Raw genomic sequence first — 24,956 nt, forward strand, 5'->3', positions numbered from 1 at the left:
GCTGACGTTATGTCTAGTACCTATCCTGTTTTCCTCAAGAGAATCTACGATACACCGTCTACAACCGATGGAGCCAGAGTTCTGGTGGACCGCCTATGGCCACGAGGGGTAAGCAAAGAACAGGCTTCACTCACAGTGTGGTCAAAAAATGTGGCACCTTCAGCTCAGTTACGCACGTGGTATGGACACGATCCTGACAAGTTCACTGAATTTGAAGAAAAATACCGCAAAGAGCTCAAAAATCCAATGCAACATCAAGCGCTTTCGGAGCTTCTCTCTCTACACGAAGCTGGCCCTTTGACTGTACTCACCGCCTCGAAAGCCATCGATATTAGTGATGCTGCAGTCATACGCAAAATACTTGAAGAAGGCACCCTATCTTAGGGATCCAGCCACCCTTTTTCTTGGGCAATTCGCGCTGCTTCAGCACGGGTGCGGGCACCTGTTTTATCCATAGCCGCACTGACATAATTCCGTATCGTTCCTGCCGATATCCCCATCTGTGCCGATGCGTCTTCGATAGTGCAACCACCGATGAGTACCTGAAGGACTTCTGCTTCACGCAAAGTCAAGGGCGATCTTCCATGCGTGAGTGTCTCCACAGCAAGCTTAGGATCAATTACCTGTTTACCAGCGTAGACTTTCTCAATCGCATGAACTAGTTCTGGAAGGGGGAATCTTTTACGATGAATCCACCTGCTCCGGCTTCTAAAGCTCTTTGCACGTATCCGGGACGTCCAAATGTCGTCACGATGAGAACTTTTGTCTGCGGAACGCGCCGACGCAGTGCCGCACACGTAGTCAATCCATCGAGACGAGGCATTTCAATGTCGACGATAACCACATCGATAGATTCTCCTCTCCTTTCCAGGTCTGCCAGTTTGTCGAGGACGTCTTGCCCATCGGTAGCTTTTTCTACTACATCAATCCCTGGTTCCAGCTGTAAGAGGGTAGCTAAGGCATCACGAATCATCGCCTGGTCATCGGCTACCATGATTCTCACTGGCTCAGTCATTCATTCACCTCAAATTCCACAATCCAATGGCCCTCAGTTGCTCCCCATGTCAGTCTTCCAACATTGCTCACCAGGTCCCGAAGTCCCACAAGGCCTGCCCCACTACCAGCTGATTGAGTAGCCAATTGCTTGGAGTAGCCATCATTATCGATGAGGAGACTTCGCCTGGTAATCGTAATCCAGCAATTCTTTGCCCGGGAATGACCCACAATATTTGTCGAGGCCTCCCGCAGAATCCGCGCCATCATGCTTGATTGCGGTTGCAGATAGATATCTTCCGCTATGTCTTGATGCACAGCTATCCCTGAACTGCGCAGAACATTGACAGCACCTTCCAGCTCCCCATCGATCAACCATTCGCGTGCCCAGCTCACAACGGTACGCACATCTGATAAGGCTGCACGCGAAAGCTCTGCAACCTGTTGGACCTCGATTCTTGCCTGGTCGGTCTGACCATTTTCCAATAGTTTGCCTGCAAGTTCTGCTTTGAGAGCTAGACCCGTGAGGTCTTGGCCCAGAATATCATGCAGATCAGAAGCCATTTGACTGCGTTGTCGTTCTTGCTGCAATACATGAGCATTCTCTTTTGCTCTGTCATTGACCTCTTGACGTTGGATACTGAGACGCGAGACAAAACAGACGCCCGCCGTGCCTCCAGTCACTGCCACTGCGGCTGCAATAAGCCCCCAATCGACACTAAAAAGAATCCAAGAGCGACTGGGGCCGCCACAATAGGAAGGATGCCGGGAATCACGATACGTTTAGGCGCCAGGAGCATCCAAGGGGAAGACACAAAACTGAAACAAAAAAGTATCCCCGGATTATGTGGCAATCCTATGAGAGACAAAATAAGAGCAAGTCCTCCAACAGCTCCCATTGTTGCCACAAATGTCCCAGTGATGTCACTGCCACGGGGCGCGATGGGGTTAAGTAGCCAGCTTGCAACATAGGCACCCCCTAGAGCTACGACCAAAAAGACCGAGAGCAGATTGAGATTCCAGCCGAGTCCTTCACTGAAAGTGTTCCATAGTGGCAGTGCAAGGAAGCACAGGTAGGGTAATGCGAAATAGAGTGCCTCACGCCGGTTAGGGTCAGGAACCCAGCGATGAAAAAGGGATTGTTTTTTACCGCTTTGTGTCACGGCGCAGTCCCCACATCGCCAAAAGACCAAAGAAACCAGTCCACACGACGACGCTCATTATCATTCCTACAGAGAGCTCTTCCCACCCGTACAACGGTAGCAGGCTCAACCGGGCTGCACCCCATAGAGGAGTCCACGGGGAAATACTCTGGATAACCTCACCCATCTGCTCAATCGGTACGGTCATACCCGCGCCAAAGGCACTGAGAACTAGGACACCAGAACATGCGGCAAAAGCACTATCAGAGCGTATCGCAAACCCGCAGGCAAATCCGATAGCCGAAGACAGCAGCGACATTGTGATGATCACAAGGGCACTTGCGACCCACGTCCAGAATGCCATTTTTGCGCCGGTACATGCTCCAACAACAAAAGTGAACGTGACTAATACCGCTGATACACAAAGATTTGCAACTAGACGGGAAATAATCTGCGGTCCGGCACCTAGTGGAGTGAGAGCATACGCCCTACTAATTCCTTGGACCCGTTCAAGAGCTATAGCAGCGCCAAAAGATGCAGTGGCCAGCAAAACCCCAAAGAGACCCATCGACACCAGCACCTGAGCTGCCGCGTTGCCATTTCCAACGGAGAGGGCTGAATATGGTTGCCCCACACCAAACATGAGATACATAAATATGGGGAGGGCTATGGAAAATCCGAGGTTAAAGGGATTGAGGAGAATGTTGAGAAATGCACTTCCAGCAAGTTTCCACATTCCTTGAGTTTTGGGCGTTGGCGGAAATTGCGTGGCAATCTGTTCCCTTGTTAGTCCTGTAGTGCTCATACCAGAGCTCCCCTCATAAGGTCGGTGAAAACGTCTTCCAATGACGATCGGGTGACGCGAAGATTTTTGGTTTCAGGAAAGTTCAATAGGACTCGTGCGGCATCGTCCAGATCGGCCCCCATCACACTGACGGACTTTTCATCCCAAAAGACCTGCCAATCACTATGGGCATGGTGAGTGAGCAGTGGCTCCAACTCAGCCCGGCCCCCCCACGGAATATCGATCTGCAGCCTACCTGCAGCCTGATTTCGCAGAGTGTCGGTGGGGGCATCGGCAACTATGCGTCCCCTTTTCATCACGATTGTCCTCTGCGCGTAGTCTTCTGCCTCAGCAAAGTAGTGTGTTGCAAAAAGAACCGTTCTACCTCTCTTAGCTTCATCAGCCATTACTTGCCAAAACTCTTGTCTGGCACTGGCGTCCATCCCTGTGGTTGGCTCGTCAAGTATCAGCAGTAAGGGGTCAGAGATGAGAGCTAAAGCCAAACGTAATCGTTGGCGTTCGCCCCCAGAGAGCTTTACTACCCGCCGTTTTCGTAGTTCTTCCAGATGAGCTATTTCTATGAGTTGTTCAAGGGGAAGCGGTGCTCGGTGAAAAGACGAGAATAGTGACAGTGTCTTTTCTACGGTTGAGTCCAGAGCGAGGCCACCACTTTGGTTTACCACTCCGACAAGAGACCTTTGGATTGCCTCATGAGGAGTGAAATCAAAGAGCTTCACATCACCGCTATCAGGCTTCTGAAGCCCCAGGACAATGTCGATGAGGGTGGTTTTACCCGCCCCGTTTTCTCCCAGTAAAGCAATAATTTCTCCTTGTTCGACGGTGACACTAACATCATTGACCGCGCGAACATCGCCAAAGCTCTTGGAGATATTCCGTGCGCACATCGCAGCAGGAACCTGGTTTTCTTGTCTCATAAAATACAAGAGTAGGGCTACCGAAATTGGAACAGTAGTGCAGGCTGTGGCTCTATACCCATGACATTTGTCAGATAACTTCACGTAGCAATGGGTATACCTTCTATCGTCAGCGCTCTTTGAGTCATTGTGCTGAGGCAATCTGGCATGTTTGCACCTAGAGTAGATGTATGGATGCACTTCTGGCTTTATCCGCATACGACCAACTGATGCTTCTGCGCCAATCTCAACTCACGCCTTCGAAGTTAACTGATGTATATATCGCTCAAATTGATAAGCTCAATGATTCTCTCGGCGCCTTTGTCCAAGTAAGTGCTGAGGATGCTCGTGAGCGTGCAGCCTCCCTGGAAAAGGACAGCCAAGACAAGTATCTACTGTGGGGCATGCCCCACGCAGACAAAGATTTAGTGGAGCGTCGGGGTATGCCCACCGGATATGGTTCGCGTGCGGGCGGACTTGTTGCTGAAGAATCAGCACCGATTTCCCAGTTAGCAGACGAACTTGGCATGGTTAACCTGGGGAAAACAAATACGCCAGAGTTTGGATTCTATGGATACACCGAATCCGATGTCTCCCCTCCGGCTCGTCACCCTCTGGCCCCAGAATTAGGTGCGGGTGGCTCAAGTGGCGGTGCTGCAGTTGCAGTGGCGGCCCACATGCTCCCGTGGGCCATTGGTAGTGATGGGGGCGGATCGGTTCGTATTCCCGCGGCCACCGTAGGATTAGTTGGACTCAAACCAACACTGGGAAGGCTTCGCCCCGATCGGGAGGCTTCCAGCATTGTCGGAGTTGTCAACGGCCCCATCACTCGAAATGTTCGGGATGCGGCTCTCCTTTTTGACGGCCTCACCGAGAATACATCACGAAGTCTGCGAGCTCTCAGCTCCGAACTCCCGCAGCTTTCGTTCGCAGCAACCGCTGATTCTCCGTGGGACGGTTTCGTTTCCATCGAACCCGATTCCGCTGTACTTCTCGCGTGGCAGAACGCTATTGAGGCGCTACAGAATATCGGGATGTCTTACACAGGTGAGGCCGACTGGAACTGTGACTATTACGGTGAAACCTTCAGGGATGCCTGGTGGCGCTCTGCTGCTGGCATGCCTGAGAATCTTCCCCTAGAACTTCTCAATCCTGTGACTCGCTATTTCGTTGAGGCTGGCAGATCTTTTGACCACGATCGTATTGATCGCAATATCGCCAACATCCACACGTACCAACGCGAGACCTCTCAAAAGTGGAAAGATTGGGACATTCTTGTCACTCCGGCATTGGGCCAGCTGCCGCAGCCGGTGGGACATTACAGCACGGACCCGGAAGAAAACTTCGCTCAGCAAATTCACTATTCTCCGTACACTTCATGGGTGAACCTTACTGGTCGCCCAGCCATTACGGTGCCGGTATCGACTCACATCGATCCTCATTCAGGAGTACGTCTACCGGTGGGAGTTCAACTTGTGGGAAGACATGGAAGTGACGAGTTGCTTTTGCAGGTGGCTTTCCATTTGGAAAGATGCCTCAGTCTAGGCCCGGTATGGGCACCGCCAACTGAGTGAGTGCTCCTTCATGAGAAAGAAGCCAGCGTTTTGTTTCCAGTCCACCGGCATACCCGGTAAGGCTGCCATCCGCTGCTAAGACTCGGTGGCAAGGGATGACGATCGATAGAGGATTGTGCCCAACAGCCCCACCAACTGCCTGACTAGACATGCTGGTTTGGCCGAGGCGGTCGGCCACTTGACGTGATAGTTCCCCATACGTAGTAGTGCGCCCATAGGGAATAGCACACAGGTATTCCCATACAATCTGCCGGAACTCACTTCCCCTCGGGCGTAAACTCAAGTCCTGAGGAGGCGGCTTTTCTCCAGCAAAGTATCTGTTTAGCCATTCGATTGCTGCAGCAATATGTGAATTCTGTACATTTTCGACAATATCACCGAGGGTATCGGCGCCGTGATACTTTTGCCCTTCCAACCACGTTCCAACAAGTCCTTTCGAATCTGCGGCTATTAATATTTGTCCTAGCGGAGAGTCATAATGGGCCACCTCAAACATCTCTCATCCTCCCCTTTTATAGTGAGTTCCATAGTGATAATGAAGCATAGGATCTCCATGGAGCCCACGCCTTGGCCACTTCAGCAATGCATTTACTGGACAGCGGAGCGAGAGCTTTTTTGATTCCATAGTCGGTCTCCAAGAAAGCGTCTGTCCACGACATGGTTCTCATCACAATATATGTAGCCGTCCACGGCCCAACTCCCTTGATTTCCATCAGCTTAGCACGTACCTCTTCCGGGTCGCCTACCCCATCGAGGTTGAGTGTTCCGTTGTCTATAGATTCAGCTAAATCCATTATTGTTGCAGTCTTGCGTCGGGTCACTCCAAGTTTCCCTAGTTCATTTTCGACATTTGCTCCCCGGGACATCAACGTAGCGACTGAAGGAAACCTGGTACTACGGTCAGGTGATACCCCCAGTTGGTTAGCGATTTTCCCTGCAGAGGTAAATGCTGTGGAGGGTATCCATATCCACGATTGAGTCATTGGTCATGCGCCGGGTCTCTTGGCTGTTGACTGCAAAATGCTTGGGTGACGCAGCCACGCCAGTTGATTGAATACCGCGGATGTAGGATGCCGCCAGGCGCCCTGACAGCAGCGGATCTTCCGAAAAATACTCAAAGTTTCTGCCACACAGGGGACTGCGTTTGATGTTCAACCCGGGCCCCAGAATCACCGAGATTCCTTGTTCGGTGGCTTCGGCCCCTAGAGCAGCACCGATTCTCTCCCCCAGTTTGGGTGACCAAGAGTTTGCAATCGTTGCCGCCGTCGGGAAGCAGGTAGCTGGCATCGACTTATTGAGTCCAAGGTGGTCCGCAGCTCCAACCTGTTTTCGCAGTCCGTGCGGGCCATCCGACATGAACAGTGAACGTATACCGACAGACGGGGCTTCCCGTGTCTCCCAAGTATTCTTACCACTAACAAGAGATGCTTTTATCACAAAAGCCAGATCGGATACTGAACTACTGCTGCACGCCATATTATCTTCGACTTTCTTCTCTTAGCTCAAGAAGTCCAATGCCTATAAATCGAGGGTTTTCCCTACTTACTGGTTGCGTCGATAGCTACTGACTCTCGACTCCGTTTCTGTATGACCAGTCTCCAAGTAACGAAAGCCATTGTTAGGAGTGCACCTAGACCAAGAACTACGGTTGCGATGTTTGCAGCAATTTTCCATAGAGGAGTCACATCTACAAGTTTTCCGCCTGCCTCCAGACCATTCATCGCATTACTGTTAACAACCGAATATGCCACGTTATGTGCAGCTCGCTTGGTATTGGAAAGCAACGAATCATCGACTTCTCCCTCTGGAATAGTCCACAACTCTGCATCCGTATTCAACCAAAGATCCGTACCAGCTTCCAATCCCTGCCGAAGATCTTGGTAACCAAAAACTGGGAAGGAAGCCTGATCTGTGGATACAACTCCTTGGAAACCCCACTCATTGCGCAAAACTTCGGTCATGAGTCCTGGGTTTGATCCAACCCAAAGCGGGCCAAGCCTATTCATCGAAGCCATCATGCCCCGTGCGCCACCTTCACGCACCGTAAGCTCAAAAGGTTCAAGGTAGAGCTCTCTAATCGCCTGCTCATCGACCATCATTGCACCGCCCATTCGATTGACTTCTTGGTCATTGACGGCAAAGTGTTTGACAAATACGATCACACCTTTATTTTGAGCACCTCTGACAGTCTCCGCTGCCATCATGCCTGAGAGAATCGGGTCCTCCGAAAAATACTCAAAATTCCTTCCTGAATAGGGAGTCCGATGAATATTGATCGATGGAGCATACCAGCCTGCATATCCCAGCTGTAGGCTGTCCTCTCCGATAGCAGTACCAAAGTCATGCGCTAGCTTACTGTTCCACGATGATGCCAAAACAATTGCGGGAGGATACGCCATTCCATTCTCGCCACCGGTCAGAGTTGCGGAAAACCCGGCAGGCCCATCTTTAAGAATCGTTCCTGGCAGCTGGATCGATCCTACGCTCTTGGTTGAATACCCACCGATCCTCACCAGCTCTTCCAAGTTCGGGGTGAAGAGGATGCCCTGCAGTGGTGATCGTGACGTTGGGACCCAGCATCACTTCATCGCCAATGATTACTTCACTGTCGTCGACAAGTGTTGTTCCACTATTGAAATAGACGCTATTGCCCACATGAATATGTTTTCCATAAGCGACATAAATCGGCGGCTCGACCCACACGTCTTTGCCTATAGAACCAAAAAGTCTCTCTAACACCTCTTGTCGCTGTCCGTGATCCCTCAAGGGAAGCAGGTTATATTCTCTAGCGCTCTCTTTTCCCAAGATTCGGGCTTCTTCCAAGTTTTCGAGACCGGCACCAAAGTCTTTATACAGTTCGTTTTGCCTCATCTTGCGGCGCACTTCGCGCTCTACGCTTGTCATCTCCGGCACGTCTTATGAATTCCTTTAGCTATTACAACGTCACGGCGCTATCTGCGTACAAACTAGGACCAACCATAGCGCTACTCCCCAGCTGACAAAGCTTCCGATGAGAAATTCTTCTGCCTTTGAGCCATTTTTCTTGTCTGCGGAGATTTCAGGAAAGCGAATGACACCCTTGGCTGCGATCAACGCGACGGCGAGAGCACTTCCTCCACTGACACCAAGGACCACAAGAAGCACTCTTTCAAGGGGGCCGATAATCCTCCCACCTTTGAGCGAATCATTATCGTCAGTATGTGAAGATAAACTGCCGGTCACAATACGATGCCGCGATTGTACTTGGCGCTGAAGGACCGCTTTGCAAAGCTCATTTGCTGGACTACCTATGAGGAAGAGAGCACCCACTCCCGCAATTAAATAGGTCCACGGGTATACAGCAGTCTGCGTAGGAAGAAATGTTGCGATGAGCGCCGAGCCAATAATGACTACAATCCATGTGACGATTGTGCTCTTGGCGGACTTCCGCGAAAAGAGTCGCCACAGTGCTGCCCAAAGAACCTGACACACCATCGCCGCCCACCATAGCCACCACTTTCCATCATCGCCAATATAGGCAACATATCCGACGCCCATTGTTCCCAGTAGCAGCGCCATCCAGAACTGGAAAGTTGATTTCACGGTGGATAAAGTTGCCGCAAGCCCAGTGGTCCACAACCATAATGCCATCACCATGACGACTATTCTTCCTCATCAAAGATTACTTTTAGTGAATCACGTAGGGCGATTGCACCCGATCTATGGAGGGTCTGCGAAACTGCGGATTGACTAATTTTCTCAGTATCTGCCATTTCAACCTGAGTGGCACCTAAAAGTAATGCCGCCGCTAGACGCCTCTCTCGATTTCGCATACGAAATACGATGTGATCGCGGAGGATGAGATGGCTATTAATATAGGAAGCTGGTCCTTGACCTATATACCATGTTCGCGCAGAACGGTGTCCAGTATCCTGACGCCGATGTGCTTCTTCAATTGCCTCACGCGCGTTCCACCACGCGGTCCCGTCCTGCAATCTCATACCATCCGAAGTTGTGATGGTTGTGGCTTCCCCCTCCCCTATCCCGCAGCGAACATCCACTCCCTCGGGGAGCAAAAGTGAAGCACGAGCAGTAACTACCAACGCATCATTAGTGGAGGCGAAGAGTCCTTGAAATTCGTCGCCTACCGTGGCGGCAACCGGCATAATGGGGTCGATCGACCTCAGAGAACGTTGAAATGCTTCGGTAATTCCATCTTGAGCAACGATTCTATCTTCCATAGTGCGCGACCCGACGATGTCGATAATGATCGCTGCAACGTTCTTACTCTCCGTTTCCACTCACCCACATTATCACTTATATCTGATAAATATAAGGTATTTTGCGGAGACGGAGTAACTCGCACCCACAAGCCGCGGAATTACTTATACTTCGACGATATAAGCAATTGTGCGGTCACGCTTTTCGGACTAATGACATATGCACAGCGCTCTTTCTTTCGCGTAGACTATAGGGGCACGCTGTGCTTGGCGGTGGGGCTCGCCAATCCAAACCCCAACAGTAGTTGGCAACGGTCCCTATCTAGTTGACGTTTGACGTACACGCAGATAGGGAGACAATGAATCAGACAGCCAAAATCTACCCCACACAACTGCTTTTGGTAGCAGCAGGCGGGGGCGGCGGAACGGCTATGCGTTATGGACTTTCCGTAGCATTTCCTGGTCTGGCCACGGTACTGTGGATCAATATCGTTGGAGCCTTCATTCTCGGGTTGCTCACCGGCTGGCTATCAGTGAGAGGATTCTCCCAGAAGATAGCTATGCAACTGAGACTATTTATCGGCACCGGGATGATGGGTGGTTTTACGACCTACAGTACTTTTGCTGTGGGCATATCCCGCTTGGCCACGGAGGGGGACATAGTCACCGCATTACTCTACGGTATTCTTACCGTCTGCGGTGGGATCTCCGCAGCATTCCTAGGCACAGTATGTGGCAGGTGCTCTCAAGGATTGGAACGCAAGTGACAACATTCTTTCTAGTTGCCATATTCGGCGCTATAGGCTCACTATGTCGGTATCTAACGGACACTGCTATACCGTGGAAAAATAGAGAGCTATTTCCCTGGGGAACCACTGTGGTGAATCTGTCGGGATCCCTCATCATGGGCACATTAACGGGATTGGCAGCCGGATGGTTTACGCCACCATTAGTTACGGCCATGGGGACGGGACTGATAGGCGGGTTCACAACGTTTAGCACTGCCAGCCTAGATACCACACATATGCTTATCAAAAAACGTTACATAGCAGCAGCGATCAATAGCGTTGGGATGCTCGTTGCCTGTGTCTTCTGCGGATGCTTCGGAGTATGGATAGGAACCACATTTCTATAAACCACGACATGGAGTAATGGTTTTATGACGGCGACGAACGGCCTTCCCTCCAATATCCGATGAAAGAAATATCATTCTTTGGTACACCACGTTCATTGGCAAGATACCGGCGAACCCCAGCAGCAAGTGCCTGCTCACCCACCGCATAAGTGTAAAGGCCCTCGGTAGGGATACCAGATTCAATAACCGCAGCCAACACTGCCTGTCCAGGCACTGTGTCTAGTTCTGAACGAATAATCCAATGGATGTTCGCGTTGCTTTCCTCAGAGGGTGCCTGCCGACAGTCACGCGTTGCATATGTGGAGTGCATCGTTGTGTAGATATCACTTTTGCGGTGATGACATGGGGTTCCACGGGTCTTGTGGGAATAAAGCGATGAGTCTTTGCCACGCGGATTCCTCCTCACTTTTCTAGCGCGCATGACCTATCAAGACCACCAGATGTTACTTAGGCCAGCCTAACCTAAAGATAGGTGTGATGGTAGCGATTGCAATCCACCTAGCGGGATTTCCAGATGCAAAAGAGCGCAGATAATGCGATCCTGCTTCCATCAACTGAGAGGAACAACGATGTCCAATACAGACGCTGAAATGCCCGCAATCTACCCTCCTTCCCCCGCAGTACTTGACCAGGCATGGATCAAAGACTGGCGCTCTTACGCTAAAAATGCCAACTTGGATCCTGTCACCTACTGGGAAGGAAGAGCAAGAGAATTAGAGTGGTCGCGTCTGTGGACTACAGTGCTTGATGATTCTCAGGCACCATTCTATAAATGGTTTACAGGTGCACGAACAAATATCGTCACAAATGCTATCGACCGCCACCTTCAGGGCCCCCGTAAAAACAAACTTGCTCTTCTGTGGGAATCTGAAGATGGGCAAGAGACACGGACTTTCTCATATTTTTCCCTTAACCGCGAAGTGACGACCATGGCAAATGTCCTCAAAGCCCTGGGGGTTCGAAAAGGAGACCGCGTGACAATTTATCTTCCGCGTATCCCCGAGGTGTTTTTCGCCATGCTCGCCTGCGCAAAGATCGGTGCAGTTCATTCAGTCATCTTTGCCGGTTTTTCGGCTGACGCTCTTACCTCTCGCATTGACGACTCGGAATCCAAAGTGGTCATTACCTCTGACGGATCATGGATCAACGGATCTGTCTTCCCCCTCAAGGACATTGTGGACGAGGCGGTACGGTTTTCTCCCACCGTAGAGAACGTCCTCGTTGTCAAGCGCACAGGTACGAAAGTACACATGGACCCGCTACGGGACCACTGGTATCACGACCTCACCGCCCTCCCGATAGCTCGTGGAACCTGCGAAACTGTCCAGGTTGACGCCGAAGACCCGCTTTTTATTCTTTACACTTCCGGTTCGACAGGTAAACCCAAAGCAGTTTTACATACACATGGCGGCTATATGGTCGGCACCTATGCAACTCTGCATGACACCTTCGACATCCATGACGAAGATCGTTTCTGGTGCACTGCTGACGCTGGCTGGATTACTGGACACTCCTACGTCGTCTACGGTCCACTTCTCTGTGGTGCAACGTCCTTCATGTACGAAGGAGGCCCTTCATACCCTCATCCAGATCGTTGGTGGTCTCTCATCGAACACTTTGGTATCACCACCCTCTATACAGCCCCCACCGCGATTCGTTCCCTTATGCGCTTTGGTGACGCATGGGTGAATAGACATGATCTTTCCTCTTTGAGGCTTCTCGGCACAGTTGGAGAACCTATCAACCCAGAAGCGTGGCGATGGTTTTACGAGGTGGTGGGTGGCAGTCGAGCGCCCATTATGGATACGTGGTGGCAAACGGAGACGGGTATGTTCCAAATCGCAGGCGTACCCGCGATGCCCCAAAAGCCCGGATCGGCAGGGTATCCCGTGTTTGGGCAGCGGGCTGAAATCGTAGATGATAAAGGCAACCCAGTTCCTGATGGAACGGAGGGATTCTTGACCCTCCTTAACCCGTGGCCCGCGATGATGAGAACTCTTTACAACGATGACCAGCGTTATCTGGACAGCTATTGGAATGTTTTCCCCGGTCGCTATGCCACTGGGGACTCAGCCCGTCGCGATAGCGATGGCTATTACTGGGTTATTGGTCGTACCGACGACATCATCAAAGTATCAGGGCACCGACTCGGTACTGCTGAAATCGAAGCGGCTGTCGCCTCCGCGACGGCTGTCGCTGAAGCAGCCGCTATCGGATTGCCTCATGAGATCAAAGGAAATGCAATCCATGTGTACGTTGTGCTCAACCCTGGCCACGAGGGAAATCGCACTACCGTTGAAGAGATTCGAGCACATGTGGCCGCCCATCTCTCACCCATTGCGAAACCCGACGAAGTGGTTTTTGTTGAATCTCTCCCCAAAACTCGGTCTGGAAAAATCATGCGCAGGGTGCTGCGTGCCAGGGCTCTTGGACACGATGAAGGCGATCTATCGACCCTTGATGACTAGTCGAACAATCTGCTATTCAGATTCTTAGGGTTGTGGTGGGGTGCGCTTGCATAGAGCTTTCCTCACTGGTGAGTGTTTGGTTTTTGCCGATCTGCGAGAGGAAAAACCGTAAAAACTAGACATTCGCAAGAGCTCCCCTGTTCGGCCCTTTCACTACGCCAAATGCGCGGGCAACTCACGCAAGACCAACTGGAGAACTATCCCTTAACTAACTCCATGCAACAGCCTGGGCGATGTGGCAGCTGCCGGGGCGGTATACAGCCCCGTGAACAGTTTTATGACCCCGTACGTGGCAAAGGGGGGTGTTCTTATGGTGTCTTCTTTGAGTGATCCCGCGCCAGAGTGATTACTCCCCAACCGGCCACAAGTCCGGAAACTATGAACACTGCGATTCCCCAAACCGGGACTCGACTTCCTTCGTGGAGAACTAACAAACCGATGAGTACGGCAACAATTGGGTCGATAACTGTCAGGCCTGCTATTACTAAATCAGGTGGACCGGAAGAATACGCTGTTTGAACAAAATATGCGCCCAGTGCTGCAGAAGCAATCAATCCGACTATGCAGGCAACGCTGTATATGTCGAAAGAAGCTGTTTGGATAGCGGTAATCACGACTTTTGCCAAAGTAGCAACGAATCCGTAAAGAATACCTGCAGCTGCTATATAGAAAAGCGCTCCGCGTGCATGACGCCTCCGTAGGATTAACCAGGTCGAAACCAGAGACACCATCACTATCACAAGCAGCAGCAGGACAGTGATGACTTGCTTGTGCTCAAGTCGCGGCTCATCAGCAAAATAGGCGGCCACTGCGACAAAAACAAATATCCCGCCAACACAGGCAAAAATAGGACGGACAGCTACGGCTGTCGGCTTAGTATGCTGTGTCGTTGCGGTGAGCAATGTGGTCACCACTAAAGCGATTGCACCCATTGGCTGTACAACTATCAATGGAGCCAGAGACATTGCCGCAAGTTGGCACACAATGGCCAAACCCAACAAAACTGTGCCGCTCAACCATGAGGGGCGAGCTAGCAGGCGCACTAGTTGCCGCAAGGACAAACCCTCTGCACCGCTGGTTCCGCTGAGTCTTTCAACTTTGTCGACACCGCGGTGTTGATAATGTGCCCCAAAAGACATGAGAATTGCCCCCAGGAGCGCTAAGGCAATTCCAACTGAGGTGTTCACACGTTCTGCTTTGCGTTCATTGCACCGATAGCTCTTTCGTAAAGACCTTCATACCTGCGAATTATTTGCGCAGAATCATGGGTGAGTGCCTTGGCCCTCGCTGCCCCGCTAAAACGCATGTAGGTCTCGTTGTCCAAAGCAAGCAGTCGAGAAATACGATCAGCAAAGCAGTTAACGTCGCAGGTCGGCGAAAGATACCCTTCGACTCCGTCAGTGAGTAAATGAGGTAACGCCATCTCATCAGCAACAACTATCGGAGTTCCCGATGCCATAGCCTCCAGAGAAGCCAAACTCTGCAATTCGGCAGGAGACGGCATCACAAAAACTGCGGCACGGTGATGAAGAAGTTCCAATTCTTCGTCACTTACCCTTCCGTGGAAAGTGACTCGATTGACTATGCCGCATTCATCAGCAAGTGTCTCGAGAACGTCCTTTTCGGAACCCGATCCAACAATATCGAGATGCGCATCCATTTTTTCAGCAAGTAACGCAAATGCACGAATGAGTGTCGCAATATTCTTCTCACGGTCCAGACGACCTAGATACATTACGCGTGCGTCCGTGGGCTTGCGGGTCTTGGCAGTAAAGCGCCCGACGTCAATTCCGCATGAAACAGGTTCAACTGGCGAGATTCCAGCCCTGGACTCCAAATACTCAGCAGCGATCGGAGTCGGACTAGTAATGACCTGAACCCCTTCATATGTCGATGCTGCTAGGCGCCACCCAAAACGACTAATCGCCGGATGTATTGCTTTTGGAAATCCCGAATATTCAATGAGGTTTTCTGGCATAACATGGTTTGTCGCAATGACAGGCACTCCCCTGGCATGCCCTTCCAGAGCCGCACCACGACCGATAACCATGAACGATTGAATGTGGATAACGTCGGGACGGACCGCCGAAAGAAGTCGCTTCATTTGTCCGCTCACCTCCCAAGGAGGCGCAAACCGAAGCCAATCATGCAATGGCCAAGGCACACTGCGAAAACGATGGACGTAGATCTTCTCACCATCATATTTTTCAATGCCAGAGCTGGTACTGAACTTCGTTGCGGGAGCAACTACATGCACCTGATGACCGCGCCGCGACAGTCGGACTGCATGGTCGCGTGTGAAGCGAGCAGCTCCATTCACATCAGGGGGAAAAGTATCGGCAGCAATGAGAATGCGCCACGATGTCCAGCTCATATCTACTGAATCATCCTCGTGAGCCAAGGGTGCGCAAGTCAAAGTCATTCCTTCCGAGTCAACCATGATTAGTATGCCACCGCGGCGGCGCCACAGACGAACCTACTCGTCTAGTATCAGCTACTCTGTTATGTGTTCGTCAAGCTCATATGCGTCTATTTTGTGTAGGTTTTGTGCAGATGACGCGGTTCGAGCACATTGAAGACAGGAGATTGTGTGAAAGAAGTCAAGTGGTCAGGGGGTACCACTGCGTATTGGACTTACGGCCCACACGATGCTCCGCAGATAGTTATGCTTCACGGATACCGTGGCGACCATCACGGGTTGGAAAGAATCACGCATGAGTTAAGCCAGTTCCACGTGATTGTGCCAGACCTGCCGGGGTTTGGACGGTCTTCTCCCCTTCCCAATCCTCACGATCAGCTCGCTGGGTTTTCCCAATGGGCTTGCGAATTCCTCGCGCTGGTGGATCCCAGCGGTCATGGCACGTTAGTAGGACACTCTTTCGGGTCTCTTGTTGCAAGCAAGGCAATCTCGTCTTCCACTGCACCCATTGCACAGCGTCTAGTCCTCATCAATCCGATCGCCGCCCCTCCCATCGTCATCTCGAATCAGCTCCTTACTTTAGGGATGCTGAGTTTCCACCGATTAGCTGGATTAGTCCCCTCCCCGCTAGGTGATATTCTGCTGCGCAATTGGGCGGTGAGCAGAGTCACAGGGCTCGCCACCATGACCACCTCAGATCCCGCTCTCAGACGCTGGATTCACCGGCAGCACACTCAGTATTTCTCGACGTTTCACGATCGCGATTCTCTCCTTGAAGCTTTTGCAACTTCTATGAAAGAAGCTGTTGCTTATTATGCTCAAGACATATCAATCCCCACGCTATTGATTGCGGGGGAAATAGATGTGCTTGCTCCACTTGAAGATCAGCGCCGCCTGCTCCACCTCATCCCCCATGCGCGCCTCAATGTGATTCCGGAAGCTGGCCATCTCACACATTATGAGCACCCCACCGCAGTTGCCAGTATGATCGAAGATTTTGTTCAAGGACGTGGCTGATGAGAATCTTTATAGATTGTCGATATGTTCGGGTTGATCGTCACGATGGCATAAGTCGTTTCACCGCGGAGCTGGTGTCCGAGGTCTCCACAATTCTCCCCATAGAATTGCTGATCAATGACCGTCGCCAACTTCGCCATCTACCCGATCTTCCTTGGCATATGATCTCCTCTCCGACAAACTGGCGTGAACCTTTTGTGGCTTTACAGGTGCGTAGGCTACATCCAGACATCGTATTTAGTCCCATGCAAACAATGGGCAGTTGGGGGCGTAACTATGCGTTAATTCTCACGCTTCACGATCTCATCTACTATCAGAATCCCACACCGCCCAGGGACCTGCCCGGATTCGTAAAAATATTGTGGCGTCTTTTCCACATGGCGTGGTGGCCCCAGCGTCTGCTTCTCAATCGTGCTGATCATGTGGTGACGGTTTCACACACATCGCGGCATCTGATCCAACGGCATCGGTTGACTAGGCGTCCCATTACCGTAATCTATAACGCACCAGCACAAATACCCTCAAAAAATGCGGTTGCCAGTCATAGCGCACGCAAGAAGACCCTTGTCTATATGGGCTCATACATGCCCTATAAGAACGTCGAAACCTTAGTGCGCGCAGCTAATCAGCTCCCCAATTATGAGCTACATCTAATGAGTCGCATTTCCGATAATGACCGCGAATACCTGGAGAGTCTTGTTACTAAAGCACAACTGGTATTCCATAATGGTGCGACCGACCAGGATTATTACAGCGTCCTGGCCGAAGCCACTGCTTTAGTATCTGCTTCGCGCGACGAGGGATTTGGTATTCCGTTGGTGGAAGCAATGTCGCTTGGTACCCCAGTCGTCGTGAGCGATATTCCTGTTTTTCGTGAGGTTGCTGGAAAGGCCGGGGCATATGTGCGCCCCGACGATGCCGACGGATTTGCCCACCAAATCCACATTCTTGAAGATGCCTCGACGTGGGAGACCAAGTCTGAGATCGCCCGCAACGAGGCTAAGAGATTTAGTTGGGCCGTTTCTGCTAGAACATTTGTCAACCTCATCAAAGAAATTGCCACTGAGCGTTAAAATCATTCCCCCGAAAATCTGGGAAGAGGTTCGACTTTTGCGTCTTGGCGAGGCACCCACACCTGTTTGATGATCAACAGCAAGGACGCAGTGATGGGGATTGCCACAAGTGCTCCGATGAGTCCCAAGAGTGTCCCGCCAACAAGTGCTCCGATAACCACCAGAGCGCCTGGAATCTCAATGGTTCGGGTCATGACCCGCGGAGTTAGCACATAGGCTTCAATCTGCATGTAGACCAGGTACGCTACCGCAAAGATGATTGCAGCGACCGGACCGGTGAAAAGAGCCGCGATGCTAGCTATTCCCCAATACAGCACTGAACCAATCAGTGGAATGAGCGTAATTCCAAATGCCAATACTGCCATCAACGCTGGGAACGGAAGTTTCAAAACCAAGTACAAGACAAACGCAACTGCTGCGTTGCAGGCGGCTAATATCACCATTCCTATGAGATATCCGCCGATTGAGGCGGTAATCTTGTCTGTGATTTTCGCCAAGTTCTCCCTGCCACGTGCGGGGGTAAGACGGTAGAAGCCTTCCTTGATTGATGACAGTGATGAGAGGAAATAGAGCGTGAGAACAATGGTGATCACTGTTCCGGACACACCAGAGATCACACTGGCCCCCACTTGCAGTGCACCTCCGCCCAACGTAGCAAGGTTGGCTGGGTCAGTCACGAAGGAAGTCACGTGATCGATTGCATCGTTGACTCCGTCACCGAAACGATCCTGTATCCACAAAAACCAATCCGATTTTTGGGCCTCATCCACAAGTCGCGGAGCATCCTTGACGAACTGGGCAACCTGTGTGATCACGGTTGGAATGATAAAAGCGAGGACTCCCCCCAAGACCAATGCGAAAACGAAAAAGACAATGACAATGGCCCACCCGCGTTTTACTCCCTTGTGCGTCAGTGATTCGACAGCCGGGTTGAGTCCAAGGGCCGCGAACATTGCTAACAGGATATAGATCAGCACCGTGGACAGGTCAGATAGCGCCATTGCCAGCAACAAGGCAACCAACACGCCTAAAGTCGCCGTAAATCCGAAGGAAAAGGGGCTAGAGATACGGGTGAGAATCCCATGCTTCACGCTAATGTCAGCAATCTTGGGCGACTTAGTCATGGGTGAGGTGTGCTCTGCACGATTGTTTTCGGTGCTGGGCCTACGCGACGCAGGTGGTTGTGTTTCGCTCATGATCCAACTGTAGGCATCCCACACCTGTTCCGCGATAGGTGTGCAATACCCTCGGAAGTTTTGTGCACTGTGGTGTGTGAGGCCGGTGAACTCATTCCAATGTTGGGCTTCGAGCAAATAGATATCGACCCTACCCACAAACGAAATAGCTAGATTACGCGTGGTGAGGATTACCCTTACCTAGGGCACATCGTCGGTCGATTGCCCGTAGCGATAAGCATCATATAGTTCAGTACACATAGGCGGGTCAAAAATGAGTGAAAGAGTTCTCATCATCTACGGCAGTCGGTTTGGCCATAGCCGAGATGTCTCCACGCATATTGCTAAGGCGATTCATGAAGCTCAACCTGCACTTCAGTCCACAATTATTGATATCGACGATGCCAAAGGTTCACTCAATGGCACAGGCCTTTCGCGATATAGAGCTGTCGTTATCGCAGCCTCAGTGCAATACGGACACATCGACAAACGTGTCGAACGGTGGGTAAAGAAGAATCTTTCATACGTACAGCAAATCCCCAGTCTGTTGGTGACCATTAGTCTCTCAGCCCGCAAATTTACCGATGACACCCCTGCTCCCGAAGAACACACGTACACCAGTAAGTTCCTAGATCATACTGGTTGGCATCCTGACCGCATCGAGATAGCGGCGGGCCGCTTAGAATATCCTCGCTATAACTTTTTCGACAAGACAATGATTCGCTTCATCATGCATATCTCGGGTGGTGTAACCGACAGAACCTCAACCATCGAGTACACCAACTGGGACCGACTTACTGACGTTGCCAAGGATTTCGTACAGCTAGTGGAAAATACAAATTCAGAGAACTAAAGACACCTGCGGTTCTATGGTGATCTATGGGAACTTTAATTCTTGCGCTGCAGATGACGCAGCACATGCCGATTCGACTTCGCCGCGCCTGATGGCGCGTCACTAAAAAGTCATCACAATCGCGCCATCTATCCGAGAGTCCTTGCGCCTCGGAAGATATTTTGCGTACGCAGATTCTTTTCACTCTTTCGAGGCGTTCCATCTTTATAAACTTCTTGGAGCGCACAATGTCCCGTTCTGCATATTCTGGCCGCCACGAGATTGGCCAAAACTTTCTAAACCACACCCCAACTATTTCTTATCTGGTAACTCTCGTCTCTAAAACCTCAGGGTCGATCCTTGAAATAGGCGCTGGACAGGGAGCTCTTACGGTTCCCCTATCGAAGCTAGATCGCCCGGTCACCGCAATTGATATCGATCGTAAGGCCATCCACAGACTGCGCCGACGTGTACCACAGGTGCGGTGCCTGCACGCAGATATCCTCTCCCACACCATTCACGATCCGGTGCTTGTAGGAAATGTGCCATTCAACATCACAACACCTATTCTGCGAAAACTTCTGACATCAACTTGCTGGCGTGATGCTTTCCTCGTCTTGCAATGGGAGGTTGCCCGCAAACGGGCTGGCGTTGGCGGAGGAACAATGATGTCGGCTCAACACGGACCGTGGTTTGCTTTCACTCTCCATGGACGTATCCCGGCACGGTGCTTCGCCCCTCGTCCAAGCGTTGACGCGGGAATTCTTCACATAGCAAGGAGGAACGTACCACTGATCGCGGACGAAGAACGGGGCCAGTACCAGCATTTTGTTCATTCAGTTTTCACTGGGAAAGGACGAAACATGGTTGAGATCGTCAGCAATGCTACCCAGTCAAGTCACAGGGAGGCAGGACGGATTTTGCAAACCCTGGAGATACCCGCATCTAGCAAACCTCGCGATCTCTGGGCCGAACAATGGGCCTCATTGTGGCCACAAACGCATTAATACATTAATAACTGCCGATTACAGCCGTGAAGAACATCGATACCCTGTGTGTCTCGCGCCTTTCACGGCTGTACCCATGCGTCAGTTATCAGATCTGGAGAAACTGTTGCGCATTCCATTGGAAGCTATGAAGAGGACCTTATCTAGCAAACTATCTGTGGCTGAACGAATGGTGTCAGTTATGACTTGGTTCGCCTCGGCGAGAATGACCGGCGCATCACCTGTTCCAATGTTATCGGTGTCTTCGAGCGATGAGTCCGTCTGTTTGACATGTGCGTGACCGCTCGCAATGGTCCTTTGCTGGTAGCGTTCGATGTCGGCAATGGTGTCAGAGAAATGCGCATCCGCGAGTGCCGCAATGATACGACTGGCCCAATAGAAGTTTTCGGTTGTTACCTGAGCCGTTGTATTTGCCAAATATTCAGGAACCTGGTCAACATTCGTATACAGCGGAACCAGTGTATTAAACGGGTTCGATGCAAAAGCCATCCACTGCAAAGAACGGAAACTCTCTGGCTTACCTGGGCGAATCTGCAGCACTGCCAGTTGACTGTGCCTGTTGATTCCTATGGGGCGGAGGGTTCCTGCTAATGCACTATCGTTTCCGTACGGATCATAAGGAGTTCCCTGATAATGCAAACTTAAAACGTATTTGACGTCTTCAATCGTAATTTTTCGTTCGGGTCTACGACACCAGGGAATATTATCTGAGAACGGCGTGTAGGTTGGTGCGTCACCTGACCATTCTCCACTGTTTGGGTTGAGGAAGCGCTGGATATCCCATGCCCGCGGCGTGTTGTAGACGTGGTCAGAATCAGAATGGGATCCGAAAGCATCACGCGGGTTGAGTCGCCCATCGAACGATAGATCTAGCGAGTTGTCTTCGATAAAAGCCCTCAAGTCGCTGCTTGCCATATGCTCGCGCGCAGGCCCTTCTGCGTCACTCAGGTCGAAACTGTCTATCCCGAGTTGATTAGGCATCGTCACGTAGGCGTCATCAGGCACGCGTCGAGCAATCCAGTGGTGTCCGCCGACTGTCTCCAGCCACCAGATTTCATCGGAGTCTGAGAAAGCTACGCCGTTCATTTCGTAGGTGCCATATTTCTCAAGCAGCACCCCTAGGCGTTCGACTCCTTCGCGGGCTGAATGAATATAGGGTAAAACAAGCGTCAGGAAGTCTTCTTCGCCAATCCCACCCACGCGTTCTGGGACATATCCGCCTTCCCCCTCTTTGCCTTGAGCGGGTTGATATTCGACGAGGGGATCTGCCCCTAAGACCCGTTCATTACTGGTGAGAGTCTCAGTCGCACTCATTGCAACATTGGCTGAGTTTATTCCTGCCGATGCCCACAGTCCTTCGTCCAGGATTGCATTGGGAACAGCCGTGTAGCGCAGCGGATGATCAGGCAGATCGATGCTAACCCGGGAAATAACACTGGTGTAGGTGCGAGGCTGATCCTCAGGCTTCACTACGACGACTCGCTTCGGATTGTATTCACCATTTGCAGAGTCTTCATTGCGGGCCACCAGCGTTGACCCGTCATAACTCGCGTTTTTCCCCACCAGAATCGTTGTGCAGCCCACTGCGTTCTCCTTTATATTGGCTAGCTCCATGGTACGCCTCGGCTCATGTACAGCAGTGAGAGAACACACCTTGTACATTTATATGCACATGCATATACTTTAGTTGGCTACTTGTTTAGGAGGCACCCATGGAATTCGGCATTTTCTCAGTAGGAGACATCACTGAAGACCCCGTAAAGAACACCACACCCACAGAGACCGAGCGCATCAAAGCGATAGCCTCCATTGCAAAGAAGGCAGAAGAAGCAGGCATTGACGTTTTTGCAATGGGTGAGCACCACAATCCCCCATTTGCTATCTCATCACCAGCAACCCTGCTGGCATACGTTGGCGCACAGACTGAGAAGATTAAGCTCTCCACGTCAACAACCCTTATCACTACCAACGATCCGGTGAGAATCGCTGAAGAATACGCTCTACTTCAGCACTTAGTTGACGGCCGACTCGACATTATGTTGGGACGCGGCAATACCGCCCCTGTATACCCGTGGTTTGGGAAGGACATTCGACAATCCCTCCCACTGGCGCTGGAAAACTACAATCTTCTTCACAAGCTGTGGCATAACGACGTTGTGGATTGGGAGGGAAATTTCCGCACCCCGCTGCAAGGATTTACCTCTATCCCCCGCCCCCTCGATGATGTGCCACCGTTCGTGTGGCACGGGTCCATTCGCACACCCGAGATTGCTGAACAAGCGGCCTACTACGGCGATGGATTCTTTGCCAACGGCATCTTCTGGCCCATGAGCCACTTCAAGCGGCTGATCAACCTATACCGCAACCGCTACGCACACTACGGACATGGCACCGCCGACCAGGCCATCGTAGGTGTGGGAGCGCAAACCTTCATACGTAAGAACTCGCAAGATGCTATCAAAGAGTTCCGACCCTATTTCGATAATGCTCCTGTGTACAAGGGAGGCGCCCCCTTGGAAGAAGTGATGGCCGCAACCCCACTGTTGGTCGGCAGCCCGCAGCAAGTCATCGATCGCACACTGGGTCTTCAGGAATACTTCGGCGACTATCAACGTCAGCTCTACCTTGTTGACCATGGAGGACTGCCCCTCAAGACGGTTTTGGAACAACTGGATATTCTAGGAGAAGAAGTTATTCCAGTATTGCGCAAAGAAACTGCCGCACGGCAAAAGGTGGGGACTCCTCCGCCCCCGTCACACAAAGACTTGGTTAAGGCACGCTACGGCGACAATGCGCCTCGTCAATTACGCCCCAATGCTAATAGAGGTGACAACGTGACCGGAACTTCGCCATATCAAGATTCTGACCCTAACCAACCGGCCGTGATGCCAAGGATTTAGGACAATGAACCGCAAACTTAGTAGTGATACGTGGGAAGCCATGATGCGGGCACATGCCACGATGATGCGCTGTTTTCAGGAAGCCGGAAATTGGAAAACCGTCTCGATGAGGGAATACGACGTCCTCTACACGTTGGCGAAAGCAGGCTGTTCAATGAACCAGAAGGCTCTACTGGAAGGGGTATTGCTGAGCCAACCAGCACTGTCACGCCTTCTCAACAGACTCATTGAACAAGGGCTCATTGAACGAGGCGAAGACCCCGCAGATGGACGCGGGATCCTCATACGCCTAACAGAAAAGGGGCGCGAAGTACAACGCCAGGTGGGCAGAATCCACGCTGAGACAATCGCCCAACGACTCGGAGCAACTCTGAGTGAGCATGACATGAACACACTGCGTACGCTCGCTCTAGCTATCGCGAAAGGACCACGTGATGACGGACGGTAAGACTCTACAATTAGTGATGGTCTCGGCTGGTGTTGGGTCTCCCTCATCAACCCAAATGCTCACGCAGAAGATTGCGGCTACCATTACTGAAATAGCACATCAAGAGAAGCTGCCTATTGAGCTATCCGTGATTCAGGTTCGCGATTTTGCATCTGATTTGGCGCATGCTGTAACTACGGGGATGCAGTCGGAATCATTGCGCTCATCCTTACAACAGCTTCGCATGGCGGATGGATTGGTTGCTGCCACGCCTGTGTATAAGGCCGGATATTCAGGTCTGTTCAAACAGTTTTTCGATTTGGTAGACGACGACGCACTCTTGGCAACGCCAGTACTTCTTGCCGCTACCGCCGGAACTCCTCGTCACGCATTGGTTCCCGACGCTCAGATGCGGCCACTGTTTTCCTATTTGCGTGCAGTACCCATCCCGACTTCAGTATTTGCAGCGACCGAAGATTGGGGTAGCGGAAAGAAGTTAGATGAGCGTATTTGCCGCGCGACAATAGAACTTATCTATCAGATGAAAAGCAACGTCCGCCACGATGTTCGGACTCAGGCCAGCAAGCTCTATCGGACTACGTTCTCGACAGATACCTCTGCTGACCTCGATGAGATTGATTTCGATACTGATCTAATGCGCCTAGCAACTGGAGGATAGCTACCTCAAGCAAAACCACTGCGTTCCATTGTCTCAGTCTTTGTGATCGGACATTTATGCCGCTTTTCTGCTGCCAGTGAGATGATCGCCATGGATAAACGAGAGCACATGACTCAGGCACCTAACGCTATAGATCATTCACATTGGTCAGCTCGGTTGGCCGATTTGGCCGCTCACCATGGTGTGCCTGGGGCGCAATTGGGCATTCTTCAGCTCGA

30 protein-coding genes are annotated in these 24,956 nt (G+C 51.4%); 12 read left to right on the plus strand and 18 right to left on the minus strand.

All coding sequences use genetic code 11. From position 1 onward, the window contains the following. Positions 1-9 precede the first annotated feature (9 nt). Positions 10-384 (plus strand): DUF488 domain-containing protein, encoded by a 375-nt coding sequence (locus FYJ24_RS04465; protein ID WP_154543970.1) that lies wholly within the window; start codon positions 10-12, stop codon positions 382-384. On the opposite strand, the gene FYJ24_RS13525 is transcribed toward FYJ24_RS04465, so the two are convergent. The 6 genes from FYJ24_RS13525 to FYJ24_RS04490 all read right to left on the minus strand — a co-directional run bounded on the left by FYJ24_RS13525 (position 381) and on the right by FYJ24_RS04490 (position 3,854). Next, positions 381-572, minus strand: a complete 192-nt coding sequence (locus tag FYJ24_RS13525) for a LuxR C-terminal-related transcriptional regulator (protein WP_404814695.1) — start codon at positions 570-572, stop codon at positions 381-383. The genes FYJ24_RS04465 and FYJ24_RS13525 overlap by 4 nt on opposite strands. Positions 573-658: 86 nt before the next feature. After that, on the minus strand, positions 659-1,015 hold the full coding sequence (locus FYJ24_RS13530; RefSeq protein ID WP_404814696.1) for a response regulator: 357 nt from the start codon (positions 1,013-1,015) through the stop codon (positions 659-661). Then, on the minus strand, positions 1,012-1,683 hold the full coding sequence (locus FYJ24_RS04475) for a sensor histidine kinase (RefSeq protein ID WP_154543972.1): 672 nt from the start codon (positions 1,681-1,683) through the stop codon (positions 1,012-1,014). The genes FYJ24_RS13530 and FYJ24_RS04475 overlap by 4 nt, the downstream gene beginning before the upstream one ends. After that, positions 1,674-2,156 carry a hypothetical protein gene (locus FYJ24_RS04480; RefSeq protein WP_154543974.1) on the minus strand — a complete coding sequence of 161 codons (483 nt, stop codon included), beginning with the start codon at positions 2,154-2,156 and terminating at the stop codon, positions 1,674-1,676. Before FYJ24_RS04480 ends, FYJ24_RS04475 begins: the two co-directional genes overlap by 10 nt. Further along, entirely contained in the window at positions 2,140-2,940 is an 801-nt protein-coding gene (locus FYJ24_RS04485) for an ABC transporter permease (RefSeq protein ID WP_154543976.1), read from the minus strand. Before FYJ24_RS04485 ends, FYJ24_RS04480 begins: the two co-directional genes overlap by 17 nt. Next, positions 2,937-3,854: an ABC transporter ATP-binding protein gene (locus FYJ24_RS04490; RefSeq protein ID WP_154543978.1), complete on the minus strand. Its 918-nt coding sequence runs from the start codon at positions 3,852-3,854 to the stop codon at positions 2,937-2,939. The genes FYJ24_RS04485 and FYJ24_RS04490 overlap by 4 nt, the downstream gene beginning before the upstream one ends. 170 nt (positions 3,855-4,024) lie before the next feature. Here FYJ24_RS04490 and FYJ24_RS04495 point away from each other — a divergent pair, with 170 nt between their 5' ends. Further along, positions 4,025-5,407: an amidase gene (locus tag FYJ24_RS04495; protein WP_154543980.1), complete on the plus strand. Its 1,383-nt coding sequence runs from the start codon at positions 4,025-4,027 to the stop codon at positions 5,405-5,407. Here FYJ24_RS04495 and FYJ24_RS04500 read toward each other — a convergent pair. The 7 genes from FYJ24_RS04500 to FYJ24_RS04530 form a co-directional block, all read right to left on the minus strand. Further along, complete coding sequence (locus FYJ24_RS04500; RefSeq protein ID WP_154543982.1) at positions 5,370-5,903, minus strand: methylated-DNA--[protein]-cysteine S-methyltransferase; 534 nt, start codon at positions 5,901-5,903, stop codon at positions 5,370-5,372. The genes FYJ24_RS04495 and FYJ24_RS04500 overlap by 38 nt on opposite strands. A gap of 16 nt (positions 5,904-5,919) precedes the next feature. Continuing rightward, a complete protein-coding gene (locus tag FYJ24_RS04505) occupies positions 5,920-6,273 on the minus strand; it encodes a DNA-3-methyladenine glycosylase family protein (RefSeq protein ID WP_206192495.1) in 354 nt (117 codons plus the stop codon). A gap of 55 nt (positions 6,274-6,328) precedes the next feature. Further along, entirely contained in the window at positions 6,329-6,883 is a 555-nt protein-coding gene (locus FYJ24_RS04510; RefSeq protein WP_154543986.1) for a glycoside hydrolase family 3 N-terminal domain-containing protein, read from the minus strand. 62 nt (positions 6,884-6,945) lie between these two features. After that, entirely contained in the window at positions 6,946-7,920 is a 975-nt protein-coding gene (locus FYJ24_RS04515) for a glycoside hydrolase family 3 N-terminal domain-containing protein (RefSeq protein ID WP_206192496.1), read from the minus strand. Continuing rightward, positions 7,856-8,311: a maltose acetyltransferase domain-containing protein gene (locus FYJ24_RS04520; protein WP_154543990.1), complete on the minus strand. Its 456-nt coding sequence runs from the start codon at positions 8,309-8,311 to the stop codon at positions 7,856-7,858. Before FYJ24_RS04520 ends, FYJ24_RS04515 begins: the two co-directional genes overlap by 65 nt. A gap of 39 nt (positions 8,312-8,350) precedes the next feature. Beyond that, the gene (locus tag FYJ24_RS04525; protein ID WP_154543992.1) at positions 8,351-9,043 is read right to left on the minus strand and encodes a hypothetical protein; all 693 of its coding nucleotides are present in this window, start codon (positions 9,041-9,043) and stop codon (positions 8,351-8,353) included. Positions 9,044-9,048: 5 nt separating this feature from the next. Further along, the gene (locus tag FYJ24_RS04530; RefSeq protein WP_154543994.1) at positions 9,049-9,687 is read right to left on the minus strand and encodes a SatD family protein; all 639 of its coding nucleotides are present in this window, start codon (positions 9,685-9,687) and stop codon (positions 9,049-9,051) included. A gap of 278 nt (positions 9,688-9,965) precedes the next feature. On the opposite strand from FYJ24_RS04530, the gene FYJ24_RS04535 reads away from it, so the two are divergent. Further along, positions 9,966-10,373: a fluoride efflux transporter FluC gene (locus FYJ24_RS04535; RefSeq protein ID WP_154543996.1), complete on the plus strand. Its 408-nt coding sequence runs from the start codon at positions 9,966-9,968 to the stop codon at positions 10,371-10,373. Beyond that, positions 10,337-10,741, plus strand: coding sequence for a fluoride efflux transporter FluC (locus tag FYJ24_RS13535; protein ID WP_154543998.1), 405 nt, complete (start codon positions 10,337-10,339; stop codon positions 10,739-10,741). Before FYJ24_RS04535 ends, FYJ24_RS13535 begins: the two co-directional genes overlap by 37 nt. 22 nt (positions 10,742-10,763) lie before the next feature. Here FYJ24_RS13535 and FYJ24_RS04545 read toward each other — a convergent pair whose 3' ends face one another. Then, positions 10,764-11,051 (minus strand): siderophore-interacting protein, encoded by a 288-nt coding sequence (locus tag FYJ24_RS04545; protein ID WP_206192498.1) that lies wholly within the window; start codon positions 11,049-11,051, stop codon positions 10,764-10,766. A gap of 259 nt (positions 11,052-11,310) precedes the next feature. Between FYJ24_RS04545 and acs the strand changes: the two genes are divergently transcribed. Continuing rightward, positions 11,311-13,209: an acetate--CoA ligase gene (gene acs / locus FYJ24_RS04550; protein ID WP_154544002.1), complete on the plus strand. Its 1,899-nt coding sequence runs from the start codon at positions 11,311-11,313 to the stop codon at positions 13,207-13,209. Positions 13,210-13,517: 308 nt separating this feature from the next. On the opposite strand, the gene FYJ24_RS04555 is transcribed toward acs, so the two are convergent. Further along, a complete protein-coding gene (locus FYJ24_RS04555; RefSeq protein ID WP_206192499.1) occupies positions 13,518-14,396 on the minus strand; it encodes a DMT family transporter in 879 nt (292 codons plus the stop codon). Beyond that, positions 14,393-15,649 (minus strand): glycosyltransferase, encoded by a 1,257-nt coding sequence (locus FYJ24_RS04560; protein ID WP_154544004.1) that lies wholly within the window; start codon positions 15,647-15,649, stop codon positions 14,393-14,395. The genes FYJ24_RS04555 and FYJ24_RS04560 overlap by 4 nt, the downstream gene beginning before the upstream one ends. A gap of 150 nt (positions 15,650-15,799) precedes the next feature. Between FYJ24_RS04560 and FYJ24_RS04565 the strand changes: the two genes are divergently transcribed. Both FYJ24_RS04565 and FYJ24_RS04570 read left to right on the plus strand, forming a co-directional pair. Beyond that, the gene (locus tag FYJ24_RS04565; RefSeq protein WP_154544006.1) at positions 15,800-16,645 is read left to right on the plus strand and encodes an alpha/beta fold hydrolase; all 846 of its coding nucleotides are present in this window, start codon (positions 15,800-15,802) and stop codon (positions 16,643-16,645) included. Beyond that, positions 16,645-17,718: a glycosyltransferase family 4 protein gene (locus tag FYJ24_RS04570; protein ID WP_154544008.1), complete on the plus strand. Its 1,074-nt coding sequence runs from the start codon at positions 16,645-16,647 to the stop codon at positions 17,716-17,718. The genes FYJ24_RS04565 and FYJ24_RS04570 overlap by 1 nt, the downstream gene beginning before the upstream one ends. A 2-nt stretch (positions 17,719-17,720) precedes the next feature. On the opposite strand, the gene FYJ24_RS04575 is transcribed toward FYJ24_RS04570, so the two are convergent. Next, on the minus strand, positions 17,721-18,914 hold the full coding sequence (locus FYJ24_RS04575) for an AI-2E family transporter (RefSeq protein WP_154544010.1): 1,194 nt from the start codon (positions 18,912-18,914) through the stop codon (positions 17,721-17,723). Positions 18,915-19,167: 253 nt separating this feature from the next. Here FYJ24_RS04575 and hemG point away from each other — a divergent pair, with 253 nt between their 5' ends. Together hemG and erm are read left to right on the plus strand one after the other, a co-directional pair. After that, positions 19,168-19,746, plus strand: a complete 579-nt coding sequence (gene hemG, locus FYJ24_RS04580) for a menaquinone-dependent protoporphyrinogen IX dehydrogenase (RefSeq protein ID WP_154544012.1) — start codon at positions 19,168-19,170, stop codon at positions 19,744-19,746. Positions 19,747-19,973: 227 nt separating this feature from the next. Then, the gene (gene erm, locus FYJ24_RS04585; protein WP_154544014.1) at positions 19,974-20,732 is read left to right on the plus strand and encodes a 23S ribosomal RNA methyltransferase Erm; all 759 of its coding nucleotides are present in this window, start codon (positions 19,974-19,976) and stop codon (positions 20,730-20,732) included. Positions 20,733-20,813: 81 nt separating this feature from the next. Here erm and FYJ24_RS04590 read toward each other — a convergent pair whose 3' ends face one another. Beyond that, positions 20,814-22,346: a C69 family dipeptidase gene (locus FYJ24_RS04590; protein WP_154544016.1), complete on the minus strand. Its 1,533-nt coding sequence runs from the start codon at positions 22,344-22,346 to the stop codon at positions 20,814-20,816. A 98-nt stretch (positions 22,347-22,444) separates the two neighbouring features. On the opposite strand from FYJ24_RS04590, the gene FYJ24_RS04595 reads away from it, so the two are divergent. The 3 genes from FYJ24_RS04595 to FYJ24_RS04605 are packed head-to-tail and all read left to right on the plus strand — an operon-like array spanning position 22,445 to position 24,738. Continuing rightward, positions 22,445-23,632: a CE1758 family FMN-dependent luciferase-like monooxygenase gene (locus FYJ24_RS04595; RefSeq protein ID WP_154544018.1), complete on the plus strand. Its 1,188-nt coding sequence runs from the start codon at positions 22,445-22,447 to the stop codon at positions 23,630-23,632. A 4-nt stretch (positions 23,633-23,636) separates the two neighbouring features. After that, positions 23,637-24,080, plus strand: a complete 444-nt coding sequence (locus tag FYJ24_RS04600; RefSeq protein WP_154544020.1) for a MarR family winged helix-turn-helix transcriptional regulator — start codon at positions 23,637-23,639, stop codon at positions 24,078-24,080. Further along, the gene (locus tag FYJ24_RS04605; RefSeq protein WP_154544022.1) at positions 24,067-24,738 is read left to right on the plus strand and encodes a CE1759 family FMN reductase; all 672 of its coding nucleotides are present in this window, start codon (positions 24,067-24,069) and stop codon (positions 24,736-24,738) included. The genes FYJ24_RS04600 and FYJ24_RS04605 overlap by 14 nt, the downstream gene beginning before the upstream one ends. The last annotated feature ends 218 nt before the right edge of the window (positions 24,739-24,956 follow it).

The sequence above is a fragment of the Scrofimicrobium canadense genome (assembly GCF_009696615.1).
Classification (GTDB): domain Bacteria; phylum Actinomycetota; class Actinomycetes; order Actinomycetales; family Actinomycetaceae; genus Scrofimicrobium; species Scrofimicrobium canadense.

What these genes read in the sequence shown, in the direction of transcription:
- FYJ24_RS04465 (WP_154543970.1), top strand. Translation starts at nt 10, where the DNA reads ATGTCTAGTACCTATCCTGTTTTCCTCAAGAGAATCTACGATACACCG.
- FYJ24_RS13530 (WP_404814696.1), bottom strand. Translation starts at nt 1,015, where the DNA reads ATGACTGAGCCAGTGAGAATCATGGTAGCCGATGACCAGGCGATGATT.
- FYJ24_RS04485 (WP_154543976.1), bottom strand. Translation starts at nt 2,940, where the DNA reads ATGAGCACTACAGGACTAACAAGGGAACAGATTGCCACGCAATTTCCG.
- FYJ24_RS04490 (WP_154543978.1), bottom strand. Translation starts at nt 3,854, where the DNA reads ATGAGACAAGAAAACCAGGTTCCTGCTGCGATGTGCGCACGGAATATC.
- FYJ24_RS04495 (WP_154543980.1), top strand. Translation starts at nt 4,025, where the DNA reads ATGGATGCACTTCTGGCTTTATCCGCATACGACCAACTGATGCTTCTG.
- FYJ24_RS04500 (WP_154543982.1), bottom strand. Translation starts at nt 5,903, where the DNA reads ATGTTTGAGGTGGCCCATTATGACTCTCCGCTAGGACAAATATTAATA.
- FYJ24_RS04505 (WP_206192495.1), bottom strand. Translation starts at nt 6,273, where the DNA reads ATGTCCCGGGGAGCAAATGTCGAAAATGAACTAGGGAAACTTGGAGTG.
- FYJ24_RS04510 (WP_154543986.1), bottom strand. Translation starts at nt 6,883, where the DNA reads ATGGCGTGCAGCAGTAGTTCAGTATCCGATCTGGCTTTTGTGATAAAA.
- FYJ24_RS04520 (WP_154543990.1), bottom strand. Translation starts at nt 8,311, where the DNA reads ATGACAAGCGTAGAGCGCGAAGTGCGCCGCAAGATGAGGCAAAACGAA.
- FYJ24_RS04525 (WP_154543992.1), bottom strand. Translation starts at nt 9,043, where the DNA reads ATGGTGATGGCATTATGGTTGTGGACCACTGGGCTTGCGGCAACTTTA.
- FYJ24_RS04535 (WP_154543996.1), top strand. Translation starts at nt 9,966, where the DNA reads ATGAATCAGACAGCCAAAATCTACCCCACACAACTGCTTTTGGTAGCA.
- FYJ24_RS13535 (WP_154543998.1), top strand. Translation starts at nt 10,337, where the DNA reads ATGTGGCAGGTGCTCTCAAGGATTGGAACGCAAGTGACAACATTCTTT.
- FYJ24_RS04545 (WP_206192498.1), bottom strand. Translation starts at nt 11,051, where the DNA reads ATGCACTCCACATATGCAACGCGTGACTGTCGGCAGGCACCCTCTGAG.
- acs (WP_154544002.1), top strand. Translation starts at nt 11,311, where the DNA reads ATGTCCAATACAGACGCTGAAATGCCCGCAATCTACCCTCCTTCCCCC.
- FYJ24_RS04560 (WP_154544004.1), bottom strand. Translation starts at nt 15,649, where the DNA reads ATGGTTGACTCGGAAGGAATGACTTTGACTTGCGCACCCTTGGCTCAC.
- FYJ24_RS04570 (WP_154544008.1), top strand. Translation starts at nt 16,645, where the DNA reads ATGAGAATCTTTATAGATTGTCGATATGTTCGGGTTGATCGTCACGAT.
- FYJ24_RS04575 (WP_154544010.1), bottom strand. Translation starts at nt 18,914, where the DNA reads ATGAGCGAAACACAACCACCTGCGTCGCGTAGGCCCAGCACCGAAAAC.
- hemG (WP_154544012.1), top strand. Translation starts at nt 19,168, where the DNA reads ATGAGTGAAAGAGTTCTCATCATCTACGGCAGTCGGTTTGGCCATAGC.
- erm (WP_154544014.1), top strand. Translation starts at nt 19,974, where the DNA reads ATGTCCCGTTCTGCATATTCTGGCCGCCACGAGATTGGCCAAAACTTT.
- FYJ24_RS04590 (WP_154544016.1), bottom strand. Translation starts at nt 22,346, where the DNA reads ATGGAGCTAGCCAATATAAAGGAGAACGCAGTGGGCTGCACAACGATT.
- FYJ24_RS04595 (WP_154544018.1), top strand. Translation starts at nt 22,445, where the DNA reads ATGGAATTCGGCATTTTCTCAGTAGGAGACATCACTGAAGACCCCGTA.
- FYJ24_RS04600 (WP_154544020.1), top strand. Translation starts at nt 23,637, where the DNA reads ATGAACCGCAAACTTAGTAGTGATACGTGGGAAGCCATGATGCGGGCA.
- FYJ24_RS04605 (WP_154544022.1), top strand. Translation starts at nt 24,067, where the DNA reads ATGACGGACGGTAAGACTCTACAATTAGTGATGGTCTCGGCTGGTGTT.